Source organism: Candidatus Pantoea gossypiicola (assembly GCF_008632075.1).
In the GTDB taxonomy this organism is placed as follows: Bacteria; Pseudomonadota; Gammaproteobacteria; order Enterobacterales; family Enterobacteriaceae; genus Pantoea; species Pantoea gossypiicola.
In genome coordinates, this window is the sequence record NZ_VWVM01000002.1 from 456639 (window position 1) to 476432 (window position 19794).

The window sequence follows — 19794 nt, forward strand, 5'->3', positions numbered from 1 at the left end:
CCTGAAGGAAGTACTGGCGATAAGTTTAGTGGCGGATCAATCGTTGCGCTGAAACGGGGAGGCTGACTCCCCGTGTATCAGGCCTGCATGGCATTGCGGACGCGTTGCAAATCGTCTGGCGTATCCACACCCACGCTGGGAATGGTTTTTGCTACGGCGACATGAATTTTTTCACCGTACCATAAGACACGCAGTTGCTCGAGCAGCTCAATCTGTTCAAGCGGACAAGGCGCCCAGGCAACATAGCGGCGAATAAAACCGGCACGGTAGGCATAGATGCCGATGTGTCGCAGAAGCGTATCGCCAATCTGCTCACGTGAGGCAGCATAGCGTTCACGATCCCAGGGAATGGTTGCCCGTGAGAAATAGAGCGCATAGCCATTCGCATCCATGACCACCTTCACCGCGTTTGGATTGAAGGCTTCTTCCACATCGGTGATTGGCACCGCCAGCGTTGCCATCCCGGCCGCTGAACCCGCCAGATTGGTCGCCACCTGGCGCACAATCTCTGCCGGGATCATCGGCTCATCACCCTGCACGTTGACGATGATTTCGTCATCAGCAAACTGATATTTTTCAATCACTTCCGCCAGCCGCTCCGTGCCGGACTGGTGATCGGCGCGCGTCATGCAGACTTCACCGCCTGCCGCTTCCACTGCTCTGGCTACGTCAGGATGATCGGTAGCAACAATGACCCGGCTGGCACCCGATTCACGGGCGCGTTCCATCACATGCACGACCATCGGTTTACCGTGAATATCGAGCAGCGGCTTGCCGGGTAACCGGGTTGACGCATAGCGCGCAGGAATGATGGCAGTGAAACTCATGGATGAATCTCTTCAACTGACAGGGTACGGGCTTCGGTTTCCAGCAGCACCGGAATGCCATCCCGAACCGGGAAGGCCAGGCCATCAGGCTTGCAGATCAGCTCCTGCTGCGCATTGTTGAAGTAAAGTTTGCCATTGCACACCGGGCAGGCAACGATTTCGAGTAAACGATGATCCATATGTCCTCCATCAGGAACCGAATGCTTAAGGCATCAAGCATACCATAGCGCGGCGCAGGCGGGATGGGGTAAAACGCCTTCCCGCAGCGGCTGCCGCAAAATTGATTAATCCAGCCGCCACTGGGCTGGCCAGTGGTCTTTGAGTGCATCGGGTACCTGCAGAATAGTGACGCTTTCTGCCCCCTGCCAGGCTGCGAAGCGTTCAATCGCACGCCGGATATCCACCACAAAGCGCGCCGTGACGCGGGTCGTCTCTTCCAGCCAGAGTTTTTTAATCTCCAGCTGTTTGGCCTGCCGCAGCATGCGGGCATCGAGCCGCCCTTTTATCTGCCCACGATGAAGGATAGGCAAAACGAAATAGCCAAATTTACGCTTCTCCTCGGGGGTGTAACATTCGATACGATAATCAAAACTGAACAGCTCCAGCGCACGTTTGCGATCCCAGACCACCGGATCAAACGGGGACAGCAGCGCGCTGTGCGTTGCCTGCAGCGGCGTCTCCAGCAATGGTAAGTAGTCACGATGCAGCCACATTTCACCCAGCCCCTCTGTATTGACGGCGACCAGATCGCCCGCAGCCTGGGCATCAGAGATAAAGTCGTTCAGGGGTGCCCGTTTAAGGCGATAGTAGTCCGGCAGCCAGGCCGCGCGGAAAATTCCTAAGCTACGGGCGCTGTTCATCAGCATCTGTCTGGTGGCGTCGGCTTCGCTGATGCCATGTATTTCATCCTGCCAGTCGGGCATGACACGACTGCGCAGATCGTAGACACGCTGAAAGTTACGGCGTTCGGCGACCATCAGCTCACCGGCGCTAAACAGGTTTTCCAGATGGCGTTTGTGCGGTTTCCATGCCCACCATCCCGACTTTGGATTATCCGCATGGGTAAAATCAGCGGCGCGCACCGGACCGTTTTGCTGAATCAGCTGCAGTAATTCGGTAATCGCCTGCTGGTGGTCAGCAACCCACTGCGCGTTATATTTCCAGCCAAGACGTTCAGGCGACAGCATGCGATGACGAAGCAGTCTGTAATCGGCGCGTGGAATAAAGCAGGCTTCGTGCGCCCAGTACTCAAAGAAATCGCCCTGTGCCAGCGCCTGTTCCAGCCATGCCTGAGGATAGTTTCCCAGGCGACTGAACAGCACCAGATAAGGACTGCGGGCCACGACATGGATGGTGTCGATTTGCAGCAGTGACATGCGGGAGATGCAGTTAATCAGATCCTGATAAACAGCGCGTTTTGCCAGAGGGCGCAGAAGGCCCTGCGCGGCGAGATGAAGGTGACGTGCTTGCTGTAACGAAAGTGAATGCGGGGTGTTCATCCTCTTCCTTATCAGGCTTCACCTGAATGGGTGCAGGTATCAGTGCGGGCGACGGCAGCGTTGTTCAATGTCGTCCAGTAACGGGGTTACGGCTTTACCGGTTAAATGAGCGTCCACCGGCAGATACCACCAGTCAGGCTGCGCAAAGTGACGGCATTTCACTGCGTCCTTTTCAGTCATTAATAGCTGCTGACCCGGCTGTAATAATCGTGTCAGCTCATCCTCACTGTAGGCGTGATGATCGGCAAAGGCGATCTCTGCAACCGGCGTAATACCCTGCTTTTTCAGCGTGGTAAAAAAGCGCGGAGGATGACCGATACCGGCCATGGCGACCACTGCGCCCAGTTGCTCGGTTGCACGGGTTTCCCCGGTCAGCAGATTGGTAGCGAGTCCGGGCTGAAGTTGCATCGCAATCTCGTCACCCAGGGCATCACCGCCATTAATGATGACGGCATCAACCTGCCGCAGACGATTGGCACGTTCACGCATCGGACCGGCAGGTAACCACCAGCCATTTCCAAAGCGACGAACGCCATCAACCACCACGATCTCGCAATCGCGCTGTAGCGCATAATGTTGCAGGCCGTCGTCAGTGATAATCACATCCAGCGGCCCCTGCTTCAGTAACGCCTCAATCGCCTGTTGCCTTTTGGGCGCAACCGCAACCGGCGCTGCGGTGCGCTGGGCGATCAGTACCGGTTCATCACCGGCCTGTTGCGTGGGGGTCTGCGCCGTGACCAGCAAAGGATAGTGGTCTGCCTTGCCGCCATATCCTCTGGAGACGACACCAGCCCGCAAGCCACGCTGCTGCAACGCCTCAACCAGCCAGATCACGACTGGCGTCTTACCGTTGCCACCGGCAGTCAGGTTACCCACCACCACCACCGGCAAAGGCGCACGCCAGCTTTTACGCCAGCCGCGCCTGTAACTGAAGCGTATCAGGGCTGTGATCGCACCATACAGCAGGCTGAATGGCCATAACAGAAGCCATAACGGAGAGCGACCACTCCAGATACGTTCTATCATTGGCCGAATTGCATCTTATGCAGCTGTGCATAGGCACCGCGTTCTGCTAACAGCACCTGATGCGTTCCGCGTTCAACAATCTGACCATCTTCGATCACCACGATTTCATCGGCTTTCTCAATGGTAGAGAGGCGGTGCGCAATCACCAGCGAGGTACGGTTCTTCTGCAACTCATCCAGTGCAGACTGAATAGCGCGTTCTGACTCGGTATCCAGCGCAGAGGTCGCTTCATCCAGGATCAGAATCGGACAATCACGCAGCAACGCACGGGCAATGGCGATACGCTGACGCTGACCGCCAGATAACAGCACGCCGTTCTCGCCAATCACCGTATCCAGGCCTTTATCCATTTTATTGATAAAGTCCATCGCATGCGCCATGGTGGCCGCCTGCTCGATCTCTGCACGGCTATATTGCTCACTGCGGGCATACGCGATGTTATTGGCAATGGTGTCGTTAAAGAGATGCACATTCTGCGAGACCAGCGCCACCTGATTACGCAGCGAACGCAGGGTATACTCGCGCAAATCATGACCATCCAGCAGAATTTCGCCCTGCTGAATATCATAAAAGCGGGTCAGCAGGCTCGCCATCGTAGACTTGCCGGAACCAGAACGGCCTACCAGCGCCACCGTTTTACCTGCCGGTAGCGACAGATTGATATTGCGCAGTGCCGGAATTTCACGACCGGGATAGGTAAAGGTCACATCACGGAATTCGATATCCCCTTTCGCACGGGTGATTTCGCGCGTGCCATTGTCTACTTCCTGCTCGCTATCCAGAATAGAGAACAGCGTCTGACAGGCCGCCATGCCACGCTGGAACTGGGCATTGACGTTGGTCAGAGACTTGAGCGGACGCATCAGGGCGATCATCGAGGAGAAAACCACGGTGATAGTCCCGGCTGTCAGGGTATCCATGACGCTGGGGAAGCTGGCAGCATAGAGGACAAAAGCCAGGGCCAGTGACGCGATCAGCTGAATGACCGGATCGGAAATGGAAGAGGCTGAGACCAGTTTCATGCCCTGCTGGCGCATACGGTTACTGACGCGAGAAAAACGCTCCGACTCAATTTCCTGACCGCCAAAGATCAGCACTTCTTTGTGCCCCTTCAGCATCTGTTCGGCGCTGGTTGTCACCTGCCCCATGGTGTTCTGCATACTTTTACTGATTGAGCGAAAGCGCTTAGATACGGTGCGGATTGCAAATGAGACGACAGGTGCCAGGACAATCAGGATTAACGACAGCTGCCAGCTGTAGTAGAACATCATGATGAACAGGCCAATGATCGAGGCACCTTCACGCACTACGGTAACCAGTGCACCCGAAGATGAAGAGGCAACCTGCTCTGAATCGTAGGTAATGCGCGACAGCAGTGTACCGGTCGACTGCTGGTCAAAAAATGAAACCGGCATGCCCATCATATGGCTGAACAGACGACGACGGATATTCATCACGACATTGCCAGAGACCCAGGAGATGCAGTAGCTGGAGATATAACTGGTGACTCCGCGAACCAGCATCAGGCCAATAACGACCAGCGGCATCCACAGCATCACCGACCTGTCAGCCTTACCAAAGCCATCATCCAGTAACGGTTTCAACAGGGAGAGCATTAAGGCGTCGCCCGCAGCATTAATAATCAGGGCGACAGAGGCCACAATTAATCCCGCTTTGTTAGGCGCGATCATCGGCCAGAGTCGGCGAAACGTCTGCCACGTAGAGAGATCTTTATCTTGATGCATTATTTATTCACGCTGTTGGAAATAGCCGGCCATTCTACCTGGATTCGCGTTTGACGCCAAACCACTGATGATACCAACGGGGCATTAATTGTTCCCGCAGGGTAGATACCTGCACTCTGCCCTGCTCTATCCTGATACTGATTTGTCCTGACTGGCCCGTATCCAGCCACTGAAATCCAGCCGTTCGGTAATTTTCCAGCACATTTTTCGCGGGCATGCGCCAGGCATTGTAGCGTGCCAGAGAGGCAATCGCGGTGTGTCCTTCAGTTTTGCGCAGTAGCAGGGAGGTGGACGAAGTACGGCTTCCATGATGCGGTACCTGCAGGATATCGGCCTTCAGCCCCTGCTTCTCCAGCGCCACCAGCTGACGTTCCGCTTTAGCTTCGATATCACCGGTTAACATCAGCCGGACCTGACCGTCATCGACGATGATGACACAGGAGTCGTTGTTCCCACCGGCTAAAGGGTTCGTCAGCGGCCAGACAACCCGGAAGTGGAGCTGCCGCCAGCGCCACTGCGTACCACGTACACAGGGTAAGTGCGTTTTATCCGCCAGCGCGCTTCTTACCTCGGCCGCGGGCCAGCGTTGCGTAATCGCCTGCAGCCCACCCGTATGATCCAGATGGTTATGACTGAGGATGACCTGTTTTAAACGTAGCTGTCTGCGCTCCAGCCAGGGAATGATCACCCGGCTCCCCGCATTATCGTTCTGCCAGCGTGGCCCTGTGTCATATATCACCGCTTCGTTACCCTGAGTGAGTACTATGCTCAGGCCATGGCCGATATCCAGCATATCGATGCGCCAGCCCTGCTCAGGTTCTGGCTGGCGACTTACTATCATCGCCAGCGCTATCGCACAGCTGCTTAATGGCAGTGAGAAGAAAAACTGCGCACGCCAGAGAATGAGGCCACCCCATACCATGACCGTAAACCAGGCTGTGCCATTTAACGGCCACCAGCCCGGCGGCAGCAACGTCAGGCAATAAAACAGTGTGCGTAAAGAGAGATCGGCCGTACCCCAGAAGAATGCAGATTAATGCGCTACCGGCAGCAGCATGGCAAGTGTTACAAGGGGCATAGTAATAAATGAGACGACCGGGATTGCAACGACATTGGCCACCAGCGCGGTCAGGCTGATCCCGTTGAATATCGCCACCTGTAGCGGCACCATTAAAATCATCATGCCCGCCTGCAAATGCAGTAGCTGTAGCGGGATCCAGCGCCATTGATGGCGGAAATGTGCAGGCAGCGGAAACCAGTGATACCAGACCAGCAGCATGCCGACAGCCAGTACTGAAAGCCAGAAGCTGTCAGACAGCACGGTCAGCGGATCCATCACCAGCAGCAACGCAATACAGAATGTCCAGATCTGCCAGCTGTTCAGCTGAATACCCGCAAACCGTGTTATCGACCATAGCGTCAGGGCGAGCAGAGAACGGGCTGCAGGAGGCTGCGCCCCTGAAAGCCAGGTATAGGTTGCTGCAAACAGCCAGCTCACGATGAGGGGAAAAAGATAGCCGATAAGGCGGGCTGGCAATATAAACTGCACGCCTCGCGCAAGCATCCAGCCAGTACTGGCTGCCAGGGCAATATGCATGCCCGATATCGCCATCAGGTGCGCCGTGCCGGTATCACGCAGTAGCTGGCGCGTCTGCGGGCTCATCTCTTCCCGGATACCAAATGCCAGCGCCTCCAGCGTGCCACGCGAAGGCATTTCACGGGTTCTGTCACGGTGCCATACAATAAATCGCCAGCGGCCATCACAGCGATCGCTGATAGCATCCTGTTTAAGAATCCGCCCCTGAAGCGGCGTATTATTCGCGAGTGCAAAACGCTGTGCATCAAAGTCGCCTTCATTGAGGCGGGCATGGACCGGTCGCAGACGGAGGTGCATAGTCCAGCGCTGGCCCGGACAGTAAATCTCTGGATCAGTATCGAAAAAGAGCCAGGCAAAGCGAGGCGGAAATATTATCCTGCCCTGCTCTTCCAGCAGACGAACCCGGATTTGCTTCCGCTCTTTTCGTAGTTCATCAATCTGAAGGGTAAAGGTTGCGGGCCGTGCGGAGAGCTGTTCGATATCCCTCACCATCAGACGCGCGTCGTTACAGGCCCATGCCAGAAACAGCAGAGTGATACCGGTCAGACGAAGCGGCGGGTAAGCGCAATGCAGCAGAGCCAGACCCACGAGGATAAGCAGCAGAATCGCCTCACCTGATGGCAGCCGCGCCATTAGCAGTAGCGGTAACGTTGCAACGATCGCCAGTCGCGCCAGAACGGTCCATGTCAGCATAATCGTGTCCATTGATTGCGTTCGATTATTCTGAACAATTGGGGAGAAATTAACAGTGAGCGATGAGTGAGGCTGGAGTCGTCTCGCAAGGAGAGCGCGGCATTGCAGTGAGGATGAGCAAATCTGGATGTCAGGTCTCAACCTGAATAGCAGGCAAAAAAAACGACATCCGGAGATGTCGTTTATCGGGTTCGGTATCGGCTTAGCCGTAGATATTTGCGCGATCGCGCAGCTCTTTGCCTGGCTTAAAGTGGGGAACGTATTTACCTTCCAGATCCACTTTGTCACCCGTTTTCGGGTTACGTCCAGTACGCGGAGCGCGATAGTGCAAAGAAAAGCTGCCGAATCCCCGGATTTCGATGCGTTCGCCTTGTGCCAGCGTAGTGGCCATGTGCTCAAGCATCTCTTTTACTGCATCCTCAACGACTTTCGCCGGTATGTGAGTATGCTGTCCCGCCAGTCTTTCGATCAGTTCTGACTTGGTCATGTAACCTCCGGTTTATTCCTGTGGGAATGTATGACAGCTTTTACCGAAACCGGGTGGTTGCCCACCCGGTGCTTCAGGTCGATTACTCGCCTTTAGCCGCTTTGAACGCTTCAGCCATAGCGCTGGAGAAATTGCCTTCTTCCTGTTTGGTGTTAACAGTATTGATAGCTTCTTTCTCATCAGCCTGGTCTTTCGCACGGACAGACAGGCTTACGACACGGTTTTTACGATCAACGCCGGTGAACTTAGCTTCAACGTCGTCGCCAACGTTCAGAACCAGAGTTGCATCTTCAATGCGGTCCAGTGAAGCTTCAGAAGCGCGCAGGTAACCCTCAACGCCGTCTGCTAATTCAACTGTAGCACCTTTAGCATCAACTGCAGTCACTTTACCGGTGACGATGGCACCTTTCTTGTTCAGAGTGATGTAGTTGTTGAACGGATCTTCTGCCAGCTGTTTAACGCCCAGAGAGATACGCTCGCGCTCTGCATCAACCTGCAGTACAACGGCAGCGATTTCGTCGCCTTTTTTGTACTCACGAACGGCTTCTTCGCCAGTCGCGTTCCAGGAGATGTCAGACAGGTGAACCAGACCGTCGATGCCGCCGTCCAGGCCGATGAAGATACCGAAGTCAGTGATTGACTTGATTTTACCTTCAACACGATCGCCTTTGTTGTGCGTCTCAGCGAACAGCTGCCATGGGTTAGATTTACACTGTTTCAGACCCAGGGAGATACGACGACGCTCTTCGTCAATGTCCAGAACCATAACTTCAACAACATCGCCTACGTTAACAACTTTAGACGGATGGATGTTTTTGTTAGTCCAGTCCATTTCAGACACGTGTACCAGACCTTCAACGCCTTCTTCGATTTCCACGAAGCAGCCGTAATCAGTCAGGTTGGTAACACGACCGGTCAGGCGGGTGCCTTCCGGATAGCGTTTAGCGATAGCAACCCATGGATCTTCGCCCAGCTGCTTCAGACCCAGAGAAACACGGGTACGCTCGCGGTCGAACTTCAGCACCTTAACGGTGATCTCGTCGCCAACGTTAACGATTTCGCTTGGATGCTTAACGCGTTTCCATGCCATATCAGTGATGTGCAGCAGGCCATCAACGCCGCCCAGATCAACGAATGCACCGTAGTCAGTGAGGTTCTTAACGATACCTTTAACTTCCATGCCTTCCTGCAGGTTTTCCAGCAGCTGATCGCGCTCTGCGCTGTTTTCGGATTCGATAACCGCACGACGTGAAACCACGACGTTATTGCGTTTCTGATCCAGCTTGATGACTTTGAACTCAAGCTCTTTGCCTTCCAGGTGCAGCGTATCGCGCACCGGACGCACATCTACCAGTGAACCTGGCAGGAACGCACGGATACCGTTGAGCTCAACTGTGAAGCCGCCTTTAACTTTGCCGTTGATAACACCGGTAACAGTTTCAGCGTCTTCGTAAGCTTTCTCCAGCGTGATCCATGCTTCATGGCGCTTAGCTTTCTCACGGGACAGCAGGGTTTCACCGAAGCCGTCTTCCACTGCATCCAGAGCAACATCAACTTCGTCGCCAACCTGGATTTCCAGTTCGCCGGCTGCGTTCTTGAACTGCTCTGCAGGAATTGCAGATTCAGATTTCAGACCCGCATCAACCAGAACGACATCTTTGTCGATAGAAACGACGATGCCACGAACGATAGAACCCGGGCGGGTTTCGATTGTTTTTAAGGATTCTTCAAATAGTTGAGCAAAAGATTCAGTCATATTGATAATCTTCAGGATTCTTCAATTTAACGTCCATCTGACTTCATGTCGGATGGGGTTGTTTCACATGCCCGGCACCAGATCCGTGGTACAGGGTGATAAATTCAGTTAAGCCGGAATGCCCAGCTTCTCGCGGGCATAGTGTAGCGCTTTTTCAATGACCTGGTCGATAGACATCTCAGTAGAGTCCAGAACCAGTGCATCGGCAGCAGCGACTAAAGGCGCAATTGCGCGGTTACGATCGCGGTCGTCGCGTTCTTTTATCTCGGCTAAAAGGCGGTCAAAGTTAACATTAAAGCCATTTCCCTGCAACTGTAGCATACGTCGCTGAGCACGCTCTTCCGGGCTGGCATCAAGGAAAATCTTTACTGGCGCATCCGGGAAAACCACGGTGCCCATATCACGGCCATCAGCGATCAGGCCTGGCATCTCGCGGAAACCGCGCTGGCGGCGCAATAACGCTTCACGCACCCGCGGAAACGCAGCGACACGTGAGGCGGTGTTGCTGACCTCCTGAGTGCGGATTTCACCGGTAACATCTTCACCTTCAAGTATGACCTGCATTTCACCGTTTTGTGACAAAAAGCGCACATCAAGATGTGCAGCAATCGGTACCAGCGCTTCTTCAGATTCAATGTCCACCTGATGATGCAATGCCGCTAACGCCAGCACGCGATAAATAGCACCGGAGTCCAGCAGATGCCACTGCAGCGATTCTGCCATCGCTTTGCACAGGGTTCCCTTTCCCGCTCCACTTGGCCCATCAATAGTTATGACCGGGGCAGTTACTGTCATTTTTCCCTCCTGTTGCTGCGTGCATTATGACCTTCAGGCCACCCTTAATGCTTAGCATTATACGCTGCATAGCAAGGCTTGGTTACCCTTTCGCACTGACCGGGTTCGAAATGTTAGTCAATTCAGAGGATATCGGTAAGGTTAAAGCCAGATTAAATCAGGGGAAGATCCGGTGCGGAACCGCACCGGAAAGGCGATATCAGGCGTGCTGGCTGATTTTAGCCAGCTGAACAAAATAGTCCGGGAAGGTTTTGGCTGTACAGCCAGGGTCGAGAATAGTTACTGGTGTATCGGAAAGGGCAACCAGCGAAAAACACATTGCCATACGGTGATCATTGTAGGTGCCAATATCAGCATGAATCAGCGTCGCTGGCGGTGTAATACGGATATAGTCATGGCCTTCTTCAACTTCCGCTCCCACTTTACGTAGCTCTGTAGCCATTGCGCTCAGTCGATCGGTCTCTTTTACACGCCAGTTATAAATATTACGTAACTGGGTCGTGCCCTCTGCAAACAGCGCAGTGGTCGCGATGGTCATGGCAGCATCCGGGATATGGTTCATGTCCATATCAATGGCCTGCAGTTTTCCGGCCGTGCAGGCAATGTAATCATCGCCCCACTCAATTACCGCACCCATCCTTTCCAGTACGTCAGCAAAACGGATGTCGCCCTGCACACTCTGGCGTCCGATACCGGTGACGCGAACCGTACCACCTTTTATTGCGCCGGCAGCCAGGAAATAGGAGGCGGAAGAGGCATCGCCTTCAACCAGGTAATCGCCTGGTGACTGATACTGTTGCTGTCCCTTAATCAGGAAGCGCTGATAGCTCTGGTTCTCAACCTCAACGCCAAAGCACTGCATCAGATTGAGAGTGATATCAATGTAAGGTTTGGAAACCAAATCGCCTTTGATAGTGATGCAGGTATCCTGCCGTGCCAGCGGCGCGGTCATCAGCAGTGCTGTCAGGAACTGACTGGAAACGCTGCCATCCACGCTGACGTCACCTCCGGTGAAACCACCGCGTAAACGCAGCGGCGGATAGTTTTCGTTTTCCAGATACTCAATAGTTGCTCCACCCTGCCGAAGCGCATCAACCAGATGCCCGATTGGACGCTCTTTCATACGAGGTTCGCCGGTCAGTTCGATATCGTGCTCACCCAGACAGAGTGCAGCGGCCAGAGGACGCATTGCGGTGCCGGCATTGCCCAGAAACAGCGACAACGGTTGAGAGGAGTGCAGTGGGCCGGCATTCCCCTTCACTTCACATACGGTGCGATCGCTGGAAAGCGTATAGCTTACGCCCAGCGCGGTCAGCGCATTCAGCATGTGCTTCACATCATCGCTGTCAAGCAGGTTGGTGAGACGGGTTGTACCTTCAGCCAGCGCAGCCAGCAGCAATGCGCGATTGGAAACGCTTTTTGAACCAGGCAGATTTACGGTGCCATCAACGCGCGCGATAGGTTGGAGAGTCAGGGAGTCCTGCATGTGAAACGAAATCCTCAAAAAATACAGAGACCTCGCCCTATGACGAGGTCTGGCATCAGCATCAACGCTGATCTCTTAATAATCAGCCGTGACGGCGTTCAAAGTCGACCATGAAATCGGTCAGCGCCCTCACACCTTCCAGCGGCATCGCATTATAAATAGAGGCGCGCATACCGCCTACTACACGATGTCCTTTGAGCGCATGTAATCCCGCCTTAAATGATTCTTCCAGGAACAGCGCATCAAGTGACGCATCCGCCAGCTGGAAAGGAATATTCATGCGTGAGCGGTTTTCTTTAGCCACATCGTTACGGTAGAAGCCACTGTGATCGATGACGCCATAAAGCAGGTCAGATTTTGCCTGATTGATACGATCAATTTCAGACACGCCGCCCTTCTCTTTCAGCCATTTAAACACCAGGCCTGAGAGATACCATGCAAATGTTGGCGGGGTATTAAACATCGAATCGTTATCCGCCAGCACTTTGTAATCAAGAATTGAAGGTACAGAGGCGTGCGCCTGACCCAGCAGATCTTCGCGAACGACAACCAGCGTTAACCCGGCCGGACCGACATTTTTTTGCGCACCTGCATAAATCACGCCATAGCGGCTCACATCGATCGGACGTGACAGAATGGTAGATGAGAAGTCAGCCACAACAGTTTTACTGCCAAAATCGGGCTGTTCATCAATAGCGATGCCATCGATAGTTTCATTCGGGCAGAAATGCAGGTAAGCAGACGATTCACTCACCTGCCATTCGCTCATCGGCAGAATGGCACGTTTACCATCGCGGGTGGTTTTCACATCCAGCGTGCGCGGGGAACAATACTTTTCCGCTTCTTTAATTGCACTGTGCGCCCAGTAGCCGCCATCGACATAGTCGGCGCTGGTCGCTTGCCCGAGCAGATTACCCGGTACTGCAGCGAACTGCGCACGCGCACCACCATGACAGAATAAAACTTTGTAATTAGCCGGTATTTTTAGCAGATCACGGAAGTCCTGCTCCGCTTCCTCAGCCACCTGAATAAACTCTTTACTGCGGTGACTGATCTCCATTACAGAGGTACCCAGACCGCGCCAGTTCGTCAGCTCCTGTTCTGCACGACGAAGGACTTCAACCGGTAGCATCGCCGGGCCAGAGCTAAAATTATAAACTTGCGTCATTTCCCCTCACCACTGTCATATCGAACGGTTATGAATAACTATCCGGTTTTATCACTGCATTCTGATAGCTGCAATCATAAATCAGGGTGCGGTCACATTTTCTGAATCCGGCTCGCCGGAGGTTATGTTACCAATGCAAATCTGAACGGAATTTTGTGAGGCTATATCCAGCCCCATCAATCTGCGTTTGGTCAGAGTGCCGCTGTGATGAAAACTACGTCGGTAAACTAAGCCGGTAAAAATGTCCCGCCCTGATAGCGGTCAGTTAGCAAAATCCGTATCATGGCGCGCTTTACGCACCCTATGACAACAGAGAGAGCGGCACTATGACGCAAACATTTATCCCGGGCAAAGATGCCGCACTGGAAGACTCCATCGCGCGTTTCCAGAACAAGCTGCAGGATCTTGGCTTTAATATTGAAGAAGCCTCCTGGCTTAATCCTGTTCCCCATGTCTGGTCTGTGCATATCCGCGACCGCGATTGCCCGCTCTGCTTTACCAATGGTAAAGGTGCCAGTAAAAAAGCGGCACTGGCCTCTGCACTGGGCGAGTATTTTGAGCGTCTCTCTACTAACTATTTTTTTGCTGACTTCTGGCTGGGGAAAAAGATCGCTAACGGTGATTTTGTTCACTATCCCAATGAAAAATGGTTTGCGTTACCAGAGGATGATTCCTTACCTGAAGGCATTCTGGATGCGCGCCTGCACGCGTTTTACGATGCCGACAATGCTCTGACGGCTTCTGGCCTCATTGATTTGCAGTCCGGCAATGCTGAGCGTGGTATCTGCGCTCTGCCCTTTACCCGCCAGTCCGATCAGCAAACCGTCTATATCCCGATGAACATCATCGGCAACCTCTATGTTTCAAATGGCATGTCTGCAGGTAACACCGCGAATGAAGCACGTGTTCAGGGGCTGTCAGAAGTGTTTGAGCGCTATATTAAAAACCGCATTATTGCGGAAGCAATCAGCCTGCCGGCCATTCCTGATGAGGTGATGCAGCGTTATCCTGACGTCATTGAAGCGATTGCACGCCTTGAAGCTGAAGGCTTCCCGATTTTCGCTTATGATGCCTCGCTGGGTGGCAAATATCCGGTTATTTGTGTGGTGCTGTTTAACCCGACCAACGGCACCTGTTTTGCCTCATTTGGTGCGCATCCTGATTTTGGTGTGGCGCTGGAGCGTACCGTCACCGAGTTGCTGCAGGGCCGAAGCCTCAAAGATTTGGATGTATTTACACCACCAACCTTTGATGATGAAGAAGTGGCTGAACATGCCAACCTTGAAACACACTTTATCGATTCAAGCGGTCTGATCTCCTGGGATCTGTTTAAAGAGACGGCAGATTATCCCTTTGTCGACTGGTCTTTTGCAGGCAGCACCGAGCAGGAATTTGCTACGCTAATGGCGATCTTCGCTTCAGAAGATCAGGAAGTCTATATCGCTGACTACGAGCATCTGGGCGTCTATGCCTGCCGCATCATCGTACCTGGCATGTCTGATATCTACCCGGCGGAAGATCTGTTCCTGGCAAATAACAGCATGGGTGCTGGCATTCGTGAAACCCTGCTTGCCCTGCCTGCCAGCAACTGGAATCCGGAAGAGTATCTGGATCTGATTGGACAGCTGGATGATGAAGGTTTTGACGACTTCACCCGTATTCGCGAGCTGCTGGGCCTGGCAACCGGTAAAGACAACGGCTGGTACACGCTGCGTATTGGCGAATTAAAAGCGATGCTGGCGCTGGCAGGCGGCGATCTGGATCAGGCATTGATCTGGACCGAGTGGACCATGGAGTTTAACAGCTCAATCTTTACGCCAGAGCGGGCTAATTACTATCGTTGCCTGCAGACCCTGCTGTTGCTGGCAATGGAAGATGAGCGCGATCCGCTGCAGTATCATCACGCCTTCCTGCGTATGTATGGTGAGAGCGCAATGGAAGCAGCTTCCGCCGCTATCAGTGGTGAGAATCCGTTTAATGGGCTTCAGGCTGTGGATGAAGAGTTGCAGACATTCCCTGCCCATCAATCCCTGCTTGCTGCCTACGAAAAACTGCAAGCTGCTAAACGTCATTACTGGAAAAAAGCGTAAGGCGTAACGCCTTAAACGGGAAATAGACAACTCAACATGGCACTGGATTTATCTGGTGCCATAATTTCCCGCGATCTCAATGAAACATTAGCTGTAATAAAAATAACTCGCGCCACATTCCATCATTTTACTTAACATATAAGAAGTTAATTTATAACACCGGATGAATTAAAAGCGCGAGTAACCGCATCTCTTTAAAATATATTTGCATTTTTAAAATTTATTTAAACGTTTATTTTCATATAGTTACGCGATTATATTTTCATTATCACGCGATGACCTGGCTACCATTTCGGCAAACATGATCCACATCAATTACTGACCTATACTCCTTTGTTAGTATTTTTTCAGACAACTTCAGGAGTAAGTTAGTGTGAAAACTGACAACCCTTTTAATCTTTTATTACCAGCCGCAATGGCGAAAGTGGCCGAAGACGCCGGTATCTATAAAGCAACCAAACACCCCTTTACTACCTTCTTTCTGGCAATAAACGCTGGCGTATTCATCTCAATCGCATTCGTTTTTTATATTACAGCGACTACCGGCAGTGGCGCGATGCCCTATGGCATAGCCAAACTGATTGGCGGTATCTGCTTCTCTCTCGGTTTGATGCTGGTCGTGGTATGTGGTGCCGACCTTTTTACCTCGACGGTATTGATCGTCGTGGCTAAAGCCAGTGGTCGCATCAGCTGGGGTCAGCTGGCCCGCAGCTGGATTAACGTCTACGCCGGTAACCTGGCAGGTGCGCTCTTCTTTGTCGCCCTGATGTGGTTTGCCGGACAGCATATGGTTGCGAATGGTGCATGGGGATTAAATGTCCTGGAAACCGCCGATCACAAGATGCATCACACCTTTATAGAAGCCGTCTGTCTGGGTACATTAGCTAATCTGCTGGTCTGCCTTGCCGTCTGGATGAGCTATTCCGGTCGCAGCCTGACCGATAAGCTGGTCGTGATGATTCTACCTGTTGGGATGTTTGTCGCCAGCGGTTTCGAACACAGCATCGCTAACATGTTTCTCATTCCCTATGCCATTACTATCCGCGACTTCGCAACGCCTGCGTTCTGGCAGGCTGCTGGCACCACGGCTGCACAGTTTCATTCGCTGACCGTCAGTAACTTTATTCTCCATAATCTGATTCCCGTAACGATCGGTAACATCATCGGCGGTGGCGTTCTGGTTGGGCTGACTTACTGGGTTATCTATCTCCGCAAAGGTGACCAGGTACATTAAACGCATTTTTGACGGCACAGGACGTTGACTGTGCCCGACCGTAAAGTCTCTTCATATAAGGCAGGTATATTATGACCGAACTTAATGCAAAACTGGCTTCAGCATGGGAAGGATTTGCTGAAGGCGAATGGCAGAACAGCGTCAATGTGCGCGACTTCATTCAGAAAAACTACACCCCCTATGAAGGTGATGAGTCATTCCTGGCGGGCGCGACTGAAGCGACAACCAGGCTGTGGGAAAGCGTGCTGGAAGGCATCAAAATTGAGAACCGCACCCACGCGCCAGTCGACTTCGACACCGATCTCGCCTCCACCATTACCTCACACGACGCGGGCTACATTAATAAGTCTCTGGAAAAAATTGTTGGTCTGCAGACGGAAGCGCCATTAAAACGCGCCATCATTCCTTATGGCGGCATCAAAATGGTTGAAGGTTCATGCAAAGTGTATGGCCGTGAACTCGACCCTTCTCTGAAAAAAATCTTCACTGAATACCGCAAAACACACAACCAGGGTGTATTCGATGTTTACACCCCGGACATTCTGCGCTGCCGCAAATCAGGTATTCTGACCGGTCTTCCTGATGCTTATGGTCGTGGTCGTATTATCGGTGACTATCGTCGTGTGGCGTTATACGGCATCGATTTCCTGATGGCGGATAAATTCTCTCAGTTCGCATCACTGCAGGAAGATTTAGAGAATGGTGTGAATCTTGAGGCGACCATTCGTCTGCGTGAAGAGATCTCCGATCAGCATCGTGCGCTGGCCCAGATCAAAGAGATGGCCGCAAAATATGGTCATGACATTTCCGGTCCGGCCACCAACGCGATGGAAGCTGTGCAGTGGACTTATTACGGTTACCTGGCTGCCGTTAAATCACAAAACGGTGCTGCCATGTCCTTTGGCCGCGTCTCGACCTTCCTGGATGTTTACATTGAGCGTGATCTTAAAGCCGGTAAGCTGACGGAAGAACAGGCTCAGGAACTGATTGACCATCTGGTCATGAAACTGCGCATGGTTCGCTTCCTGCGTACCCCGGAATATGATGAGCTGTTCTCTGGTGACCCAATCTGGGCAACCGAATCACTGGCAGGCATGGGCGTTGATGGTCGTACACTGGTATCAAAAAGCACTTTCCGCTTCCTGAATACCCTTTACACCATGGGTCCTTCACCTGAGCCAAACATGACCATCCTGTGGTCAGAAAAACTGCCAATTAATTTCAAGAAATACGCGGCTAAAGTCTCTATCGATACCTCATCTTTGCAGTATGAGAACGATGACCTGATGCGTCCTGATTTCAACAATGATGACTACGCCATCGCCTGCTGCGTGAGCCCGATGGTTGTCGGCAAACAAATGCAGTTCTTTGGCGCACGTGCCAACCTGGCGAAAACGCTGCTTTACGCAATCAACGGCGGCGTGGATGAAAAACTGAAAATGCAGGTCGGACCGAAAGGCGATAAAATCAGCGACGACGTGCTGGATTTCGACACCGTCATGGAGCGTATGGATCACTTCATGGACTGGCTGGCGAAACAATATGTGACTTCGCTGAACATCATCCACTACATGCATGATAAGTACAGCTATGAAGCGGCACTGATGGCCCTGCATGACCGGGATGTCTATCGCACCATGGCTTGTGGTATCGCCGGTCTTTCTGTAGCTGCGGATTCACTTTCTGCAATTAAATACGCCAAAGTGAAACCGATTCGTGACGAAGATGGTCTGGCGATCGACTTCGATATCGAAGGTGAATATCCACAGTTCGGTAACAACGACGCCCGTGTTGATGACCTGGCCTGCGATCTGGTTGAACGCTTCATGAAGAAAATTCAACAGCTGACGACCTACCGTAATGCCGTGCCGACGCAGTCTGTTCTGACTATCACTTCGAACGTTGTGTATGGTAAGAAAACCGGTAACACGCCGGATGGACGTCGCGCTGGCGCACCGTTTGGACCCGGTGCGAACCCGATGCATGGTCGTGACCAGAAAGGTGCGGTGGCTTCACTGACTTCTGTCGCTAAACTGCCGTTTGCCTATGCGAAAGATGGTATCTCTTATACCTTCTCAATCGTGCCAAACGCACTGGGTAAAGATGATAATGTGCGCAAAACCAACCTTGCCGGTCTGATGGATGGTTACTTCCATCATGAAGCCAGCATCGAAGGCGGCCAGCACCTTAACGTCAACGTCATGAACCGTGAAATGCTGCTGGACGCGATGGAGCATCCTGAGAAGTATCCGCAGCTGACGATTCGCGTTTCTGGTTATGCTGTACGCTTTAACTCACTGACTAAGGAGCAGCAGCAGGATGTGATTACCCGTACCTTCACACAGTCACTGTAATCACGACCAAACCCGATAAAAAGGCTCCTCGCGGAGCCTTTTCCTTAAAAGTCTGTTCTGATGGTCATCTTCATCAAGGTTCCCCTCAGAATCGATTTCCTGCCCTGAGCGCAACAGAGATTGCGCCGTCTGTCCCGGCAGACTCACTGGAGAAACATCGCAATGTCAGTTAACGGTCGTATCCACTCATTTGAATCCTGCGGGACCGTCGACGGTCCCGGCATCCGTTTCATCACCTTCTTCCAGGGCTGCCTGATGCGCTGTCTCTACTGTCACAACCGTGACACCTGGGATACTCACGGCGGAAAAGAGATCAGCGTCGAGGCGCTGATGGCAGATGTGCTCTCCTATCGACACTTTATGAATGCGTCTGGCGGCGGTGTTACTGCGTCAGGGGGTGAGGCGATTCTTCAGGCTGAATTTGTGCGTGACTGGTTCCGCGCCTGCAAGGCCGAGGGCATCCATACCTGTCTCGACACCAACGGCTTCGTACGCCGCTACGATCCGGTAATCGATGAACTGCTCGACGTGACTGACTTAGTGATGCTCGATCTGAAACAGATGAATGACGATATCCATCAGATTCTGGTGGGCGTGTCGAATCATCGTACGCTGGACTTTGCCCGCTATCTGCAGAAAAAAGGCAAGCGGACCTGGATCCGATTTGTTGTGGTACCGGGCTATTCTGACGATGATGACACCGCGCATCGGCTGGGTGAATTCACACGTGACATGGAAAACGTCGAGAAGATTGAATTGCTGCCCTATCATGAGTTGGGTAAGCATAAATGGATTGCGATGGGTGAAGAGTACAAGCTGGATGGGGTGAAACCACCGCAGAAAGAGACGATGGAACGCGTTAAAAACATTCTCGCCAGCTATGGCCACGAAGTGGTGTACTGAATAATCGTGACTAGTCCTGGCATAGGTTGACACGTTATGCCGTTAAAACGCCTGATGCACTGCATCAGGCGTTTTGTATTTCAGCGACAGATGTGGCCGCTGACTGTTATAGATTTCTACTGACTCTGCCACCA

14 protein-coding genes and 1 pseudogene are annotated in these 19794 nt (G+C 52.6%); 4 read left to right on the top strand and 11 right to left on the bottom strand.

The genetic code is table 11. From position 1 onward, the window contains the following. Positions 1–77: 77 nt before the first annotated feature. From kdsB to serC, 11 genes and pseudogenes are all read right to left on the bottom strand, one after another. Positions 78–827 (bottom strand): 3-deoxy-manno-octulosonate cytidylyltransferase, encoded by a 750-nt coding sequence (gene kdsB / locus F3I20_RS04485; protein ID WP_150009899.1) that lies wholly within the window; start codon positions 825–827, stop codon positions 78–80. Further along, complete coding sequence (locus F3I20_RS04490; RefSeq protein ID WP_003849374.1) at positions 824–1006, bottom strand: Trm112 family protein; 183 nt, start codon at positions 1004–1006, stop codon at positions 824–826. The genes kdsB and F3I20_RS04490 overlap by 4 nt, the downstream gene beginning before the upstream one ends. A 105-nt stretch (positions 1007–1111) precedes the next feature. Further along, on the bottom strand, positions 1112–2326 hold the full coding sequence (locus F3I20_RS04495) for a winged helix-turn-helix domain-containing protein (protein WP_150009901.1): 1215 nt from the start codon (positions 2324–2326) through the stop codon (positions 1112–1114). A gap of 39 nt (positions 2327–2365) precedes the next feature. Then, a complete protein-coding gene (gene lpxK / locus F3I20_RS04500) occupies positions 2366–3352 on the bottom strand; it encodes a tetraacyldisaccharide 4'-kinase (protein ID WP_150009903.1) in 987 nt (328 codons plus the stop codon). Continuing rightward, a complete protein-coding gene (msbA, locus tag F3I20_RS04505; protein ID WP_150009905.1) occupies positions 3349–5097 on the bottom strand; it encodes a lipid A ABC transporter ATP-binding protein/permease MsbA in 1749 nt (582 codons plus the stop codon). The genes lpxK and msbA overlap by 4 nt, the downstream gene beginning before the upstream one ends. Before the next feature lie 34 nt (positions 5098–5131). Next, positions 5132–7387: pseudogene (locus F3I20_RS04510) on the bottom strand (DNA internalization-related competence protein ComEC/Rec2). Positions 7388–7589: 202 nt separating this feature from the next. Beyond that, positions 7590–7874, bottom strand: a complete 285-nt coding sequence (gene ihfB / locus F3I20_RS04515; RefSeq protein ID WP_003849360.1) for an integration host factor subunit beta — start codon at positions 7872–7874, stop codon at positions 7590–7592. Positions 7875–7956: 82 nt separating this feature from the next. Further along, positions 7957–9630, bottom strand: a complete 1674-nt coding sequence (gene rpsA / locus F3I20_RS04520) for a 30S ribosomal protein S1 (protein ID WP_003849352.1) — start codon at positions 9628–9630, stop codon at positions 7957–7959. A gap of 108 nt (positions 9631–9738) precedes the next feature. Continuing rightward, the gene (cmk, locus tag F3I20_RS04525; RefSeq protein ID WP_013357315.1) at positions 9739–10425 is read right to left on the bottom strand and encodes a (d)CMP kinase; all 687 of its coding nucleotides are present in this window, start codon (positions 10423–10425) and stop codon (positions 9739–9741) included. 199 nt (positions 10426–10624) lie between these two features. Further along, positions 10625–11911, bottom strand: a complete 1287-nt coding sequence (gene aroA / locus F3I20_RS04530) for a 3-phosphoshikimate 1-carboxyvinyltransferase (protein WP_150009909.1) — start codon at positions 11909–11911, stop codon at positions 10625–10627. An 82-nt stretch (positions 11912–11993) separates the two neighbouring features. Next, positions 11994–13079, bottom strand: coding sequence for a 3-phosphoserine/phosphohydroxythreonine transaminase (serC, locus tag F3I20_RS04535; protein ID WP_150009911.1), 1086 nt, complete (start codon positions 13077–13079; stop codon positions 11994–11996). Between the two features lie 326 nt (positions 13080–13405). Between serC and ycaO the strand changes: the two genes are divergently transcribed. The 4 genes from ycaO to pflA all read left to right on the top strand — a co-directional run bounded on the left by ycaO (position 13406) and on the right by pflA (position 19660). Next, positions 13406–15169: a 30S ribosomal protein S12 methylthiotransferase accessory factor YcaO gene (gene ycaO, locus F3I20_RS04540; RefSeq protein ID WP_150009913.1), complete on the top strand. Its 1764-nt coding sequence runs from the start codon at positions 13406–13408 to the stop codon at positions 15167–15169. 373 nt (positions 15170–15542) lie between these two features. Continuing rightward, positions 15543–16403, top strand: coding sequence for a formate transporter FocA (gene focA, locus F3I20_RS04545; RefSeq protein ID WP_150037716.1), 861 nt, complete (start codon positions 15543–15545; stop codon positions 16401–16403). Between the two features lie 71 nt (positions 16404–16474). After that, positions 16475–18757, top strand: coding sequence for a formate C-acetyltransferase (gene pflB, locus F3I20_RS04550; protein WP_150009917.1), 2283 nt, complete (start codon positions 16475–16477; stop codon positions 18755–18757). Between the two features lie 162 nt (positions 18758–18919). Beyond that, the gene (gene pflA, locus F3I20_RS04555; protein WP_150009919.1) at positions 18920–19660 is read left to right on the top strand and encodes a pyruvate formate lyase 1-activating protein; all 741 of its coding nucleotides are present in this window, start codon (positions 18920–18922) and stop codon (positions 19658–19660) included. Positions 19661–19794 lie beyond the last annotated feature (134 nt).

What these genes read in the sequence shown, in the direction of transcription:
- msbA (WP_150009905.1), bottom strand. Translation starts at nt 5,097, where the DNA reads ATGCATCAAGATAAAGATCTCTCTACGTGGCAGACGTTTCGCCGACTC.
- F3I20_RS04490 (WP_003849374.1), bottom strand. Translation starts at nt 1,006, where the DNA reads ATGGATCATCGTTTACTCGAAATCGTTGCCTGCCCGGTGTGCAATGGC.
- rpsA (WP_003849352.1), bottom strand. Translation starts at nt 9,630, where the DNA reads ATGACTGAATCTTTTGCTCAACTATTTGAAGAATCCTTAAAAACAATC.
- kdsB (WP_150009899.1), bottom strand. Translation starts at nt 827, where the DNA reads ATGAGTTTCACTGCCATCATTCCTGCGCGCTATGCGTCAACCCGGTTA.
- pflB (WP_150009917.1), top strand. Translation starts at nt 16,475, where the DNA reads ATGACCGAACTTAATGCAAAACTGGCTTCAGCATGGGAAGGATTTGCT.
- cmk (WP_013357315.1), bottom strand. Translation starts at nt 10,425, where the DNA reads ATGACAGTAACTGCCCCGGTCATAACTATTGATGGGCCAAGTGGAGCG.
- ihfB (WP_003849360.1), bottom strand. Translation starts at nt 7,874, where the DNA reads ATGACCAAGTCAGAACTGATCGAAAGACTGGCGGGACAGCATACTCAC.
- aroA (WP_150009909.1), bottom strand. Translation starts at nt 11,911, where the DNA reads ATGCAGGACTCCCTGACTCTCCAACCTATCGCGCGCGTTGATGGCACC.
- serC (WP_150009911.1), bottom strand. Translation starts at nt 13,079, where the DNA reads ATGACGCAAGTTTATAATTTTAGCTCTGGCCCGGCGATGCTACCGGTT.
- ycaO (WP_150009913.1), top strand. Translation starts at nt 13,406, where the DNA reads ATGACGCAAACATTTATCCCGGGCAAAGATGCCGCACTGGAAGACTCC.
- F3I20_RS04495 (WP_150009901.1), bottom strand. Translation starts at nt 2,326, where the DNA reads ATGAACACCCCGCATTCACTTTCGTTACAGCAAGCACGTCACCTTCAT.
- pflA (WP_150009919.1), top strand. Translation starts at nt 18,920, where the DNA reads ATGTCAGTTAACGGTCGTATCCACTCATTTGAATCCTGCGGGACCGTC.
- lpxK (WP_150009903.1), bottom strand. Translation starts at nt 3,352, where the DNA reads ATGATAGAACGTATCTGGAGTGGTCGCTCTCCGTTATGGCTTCTGTTA.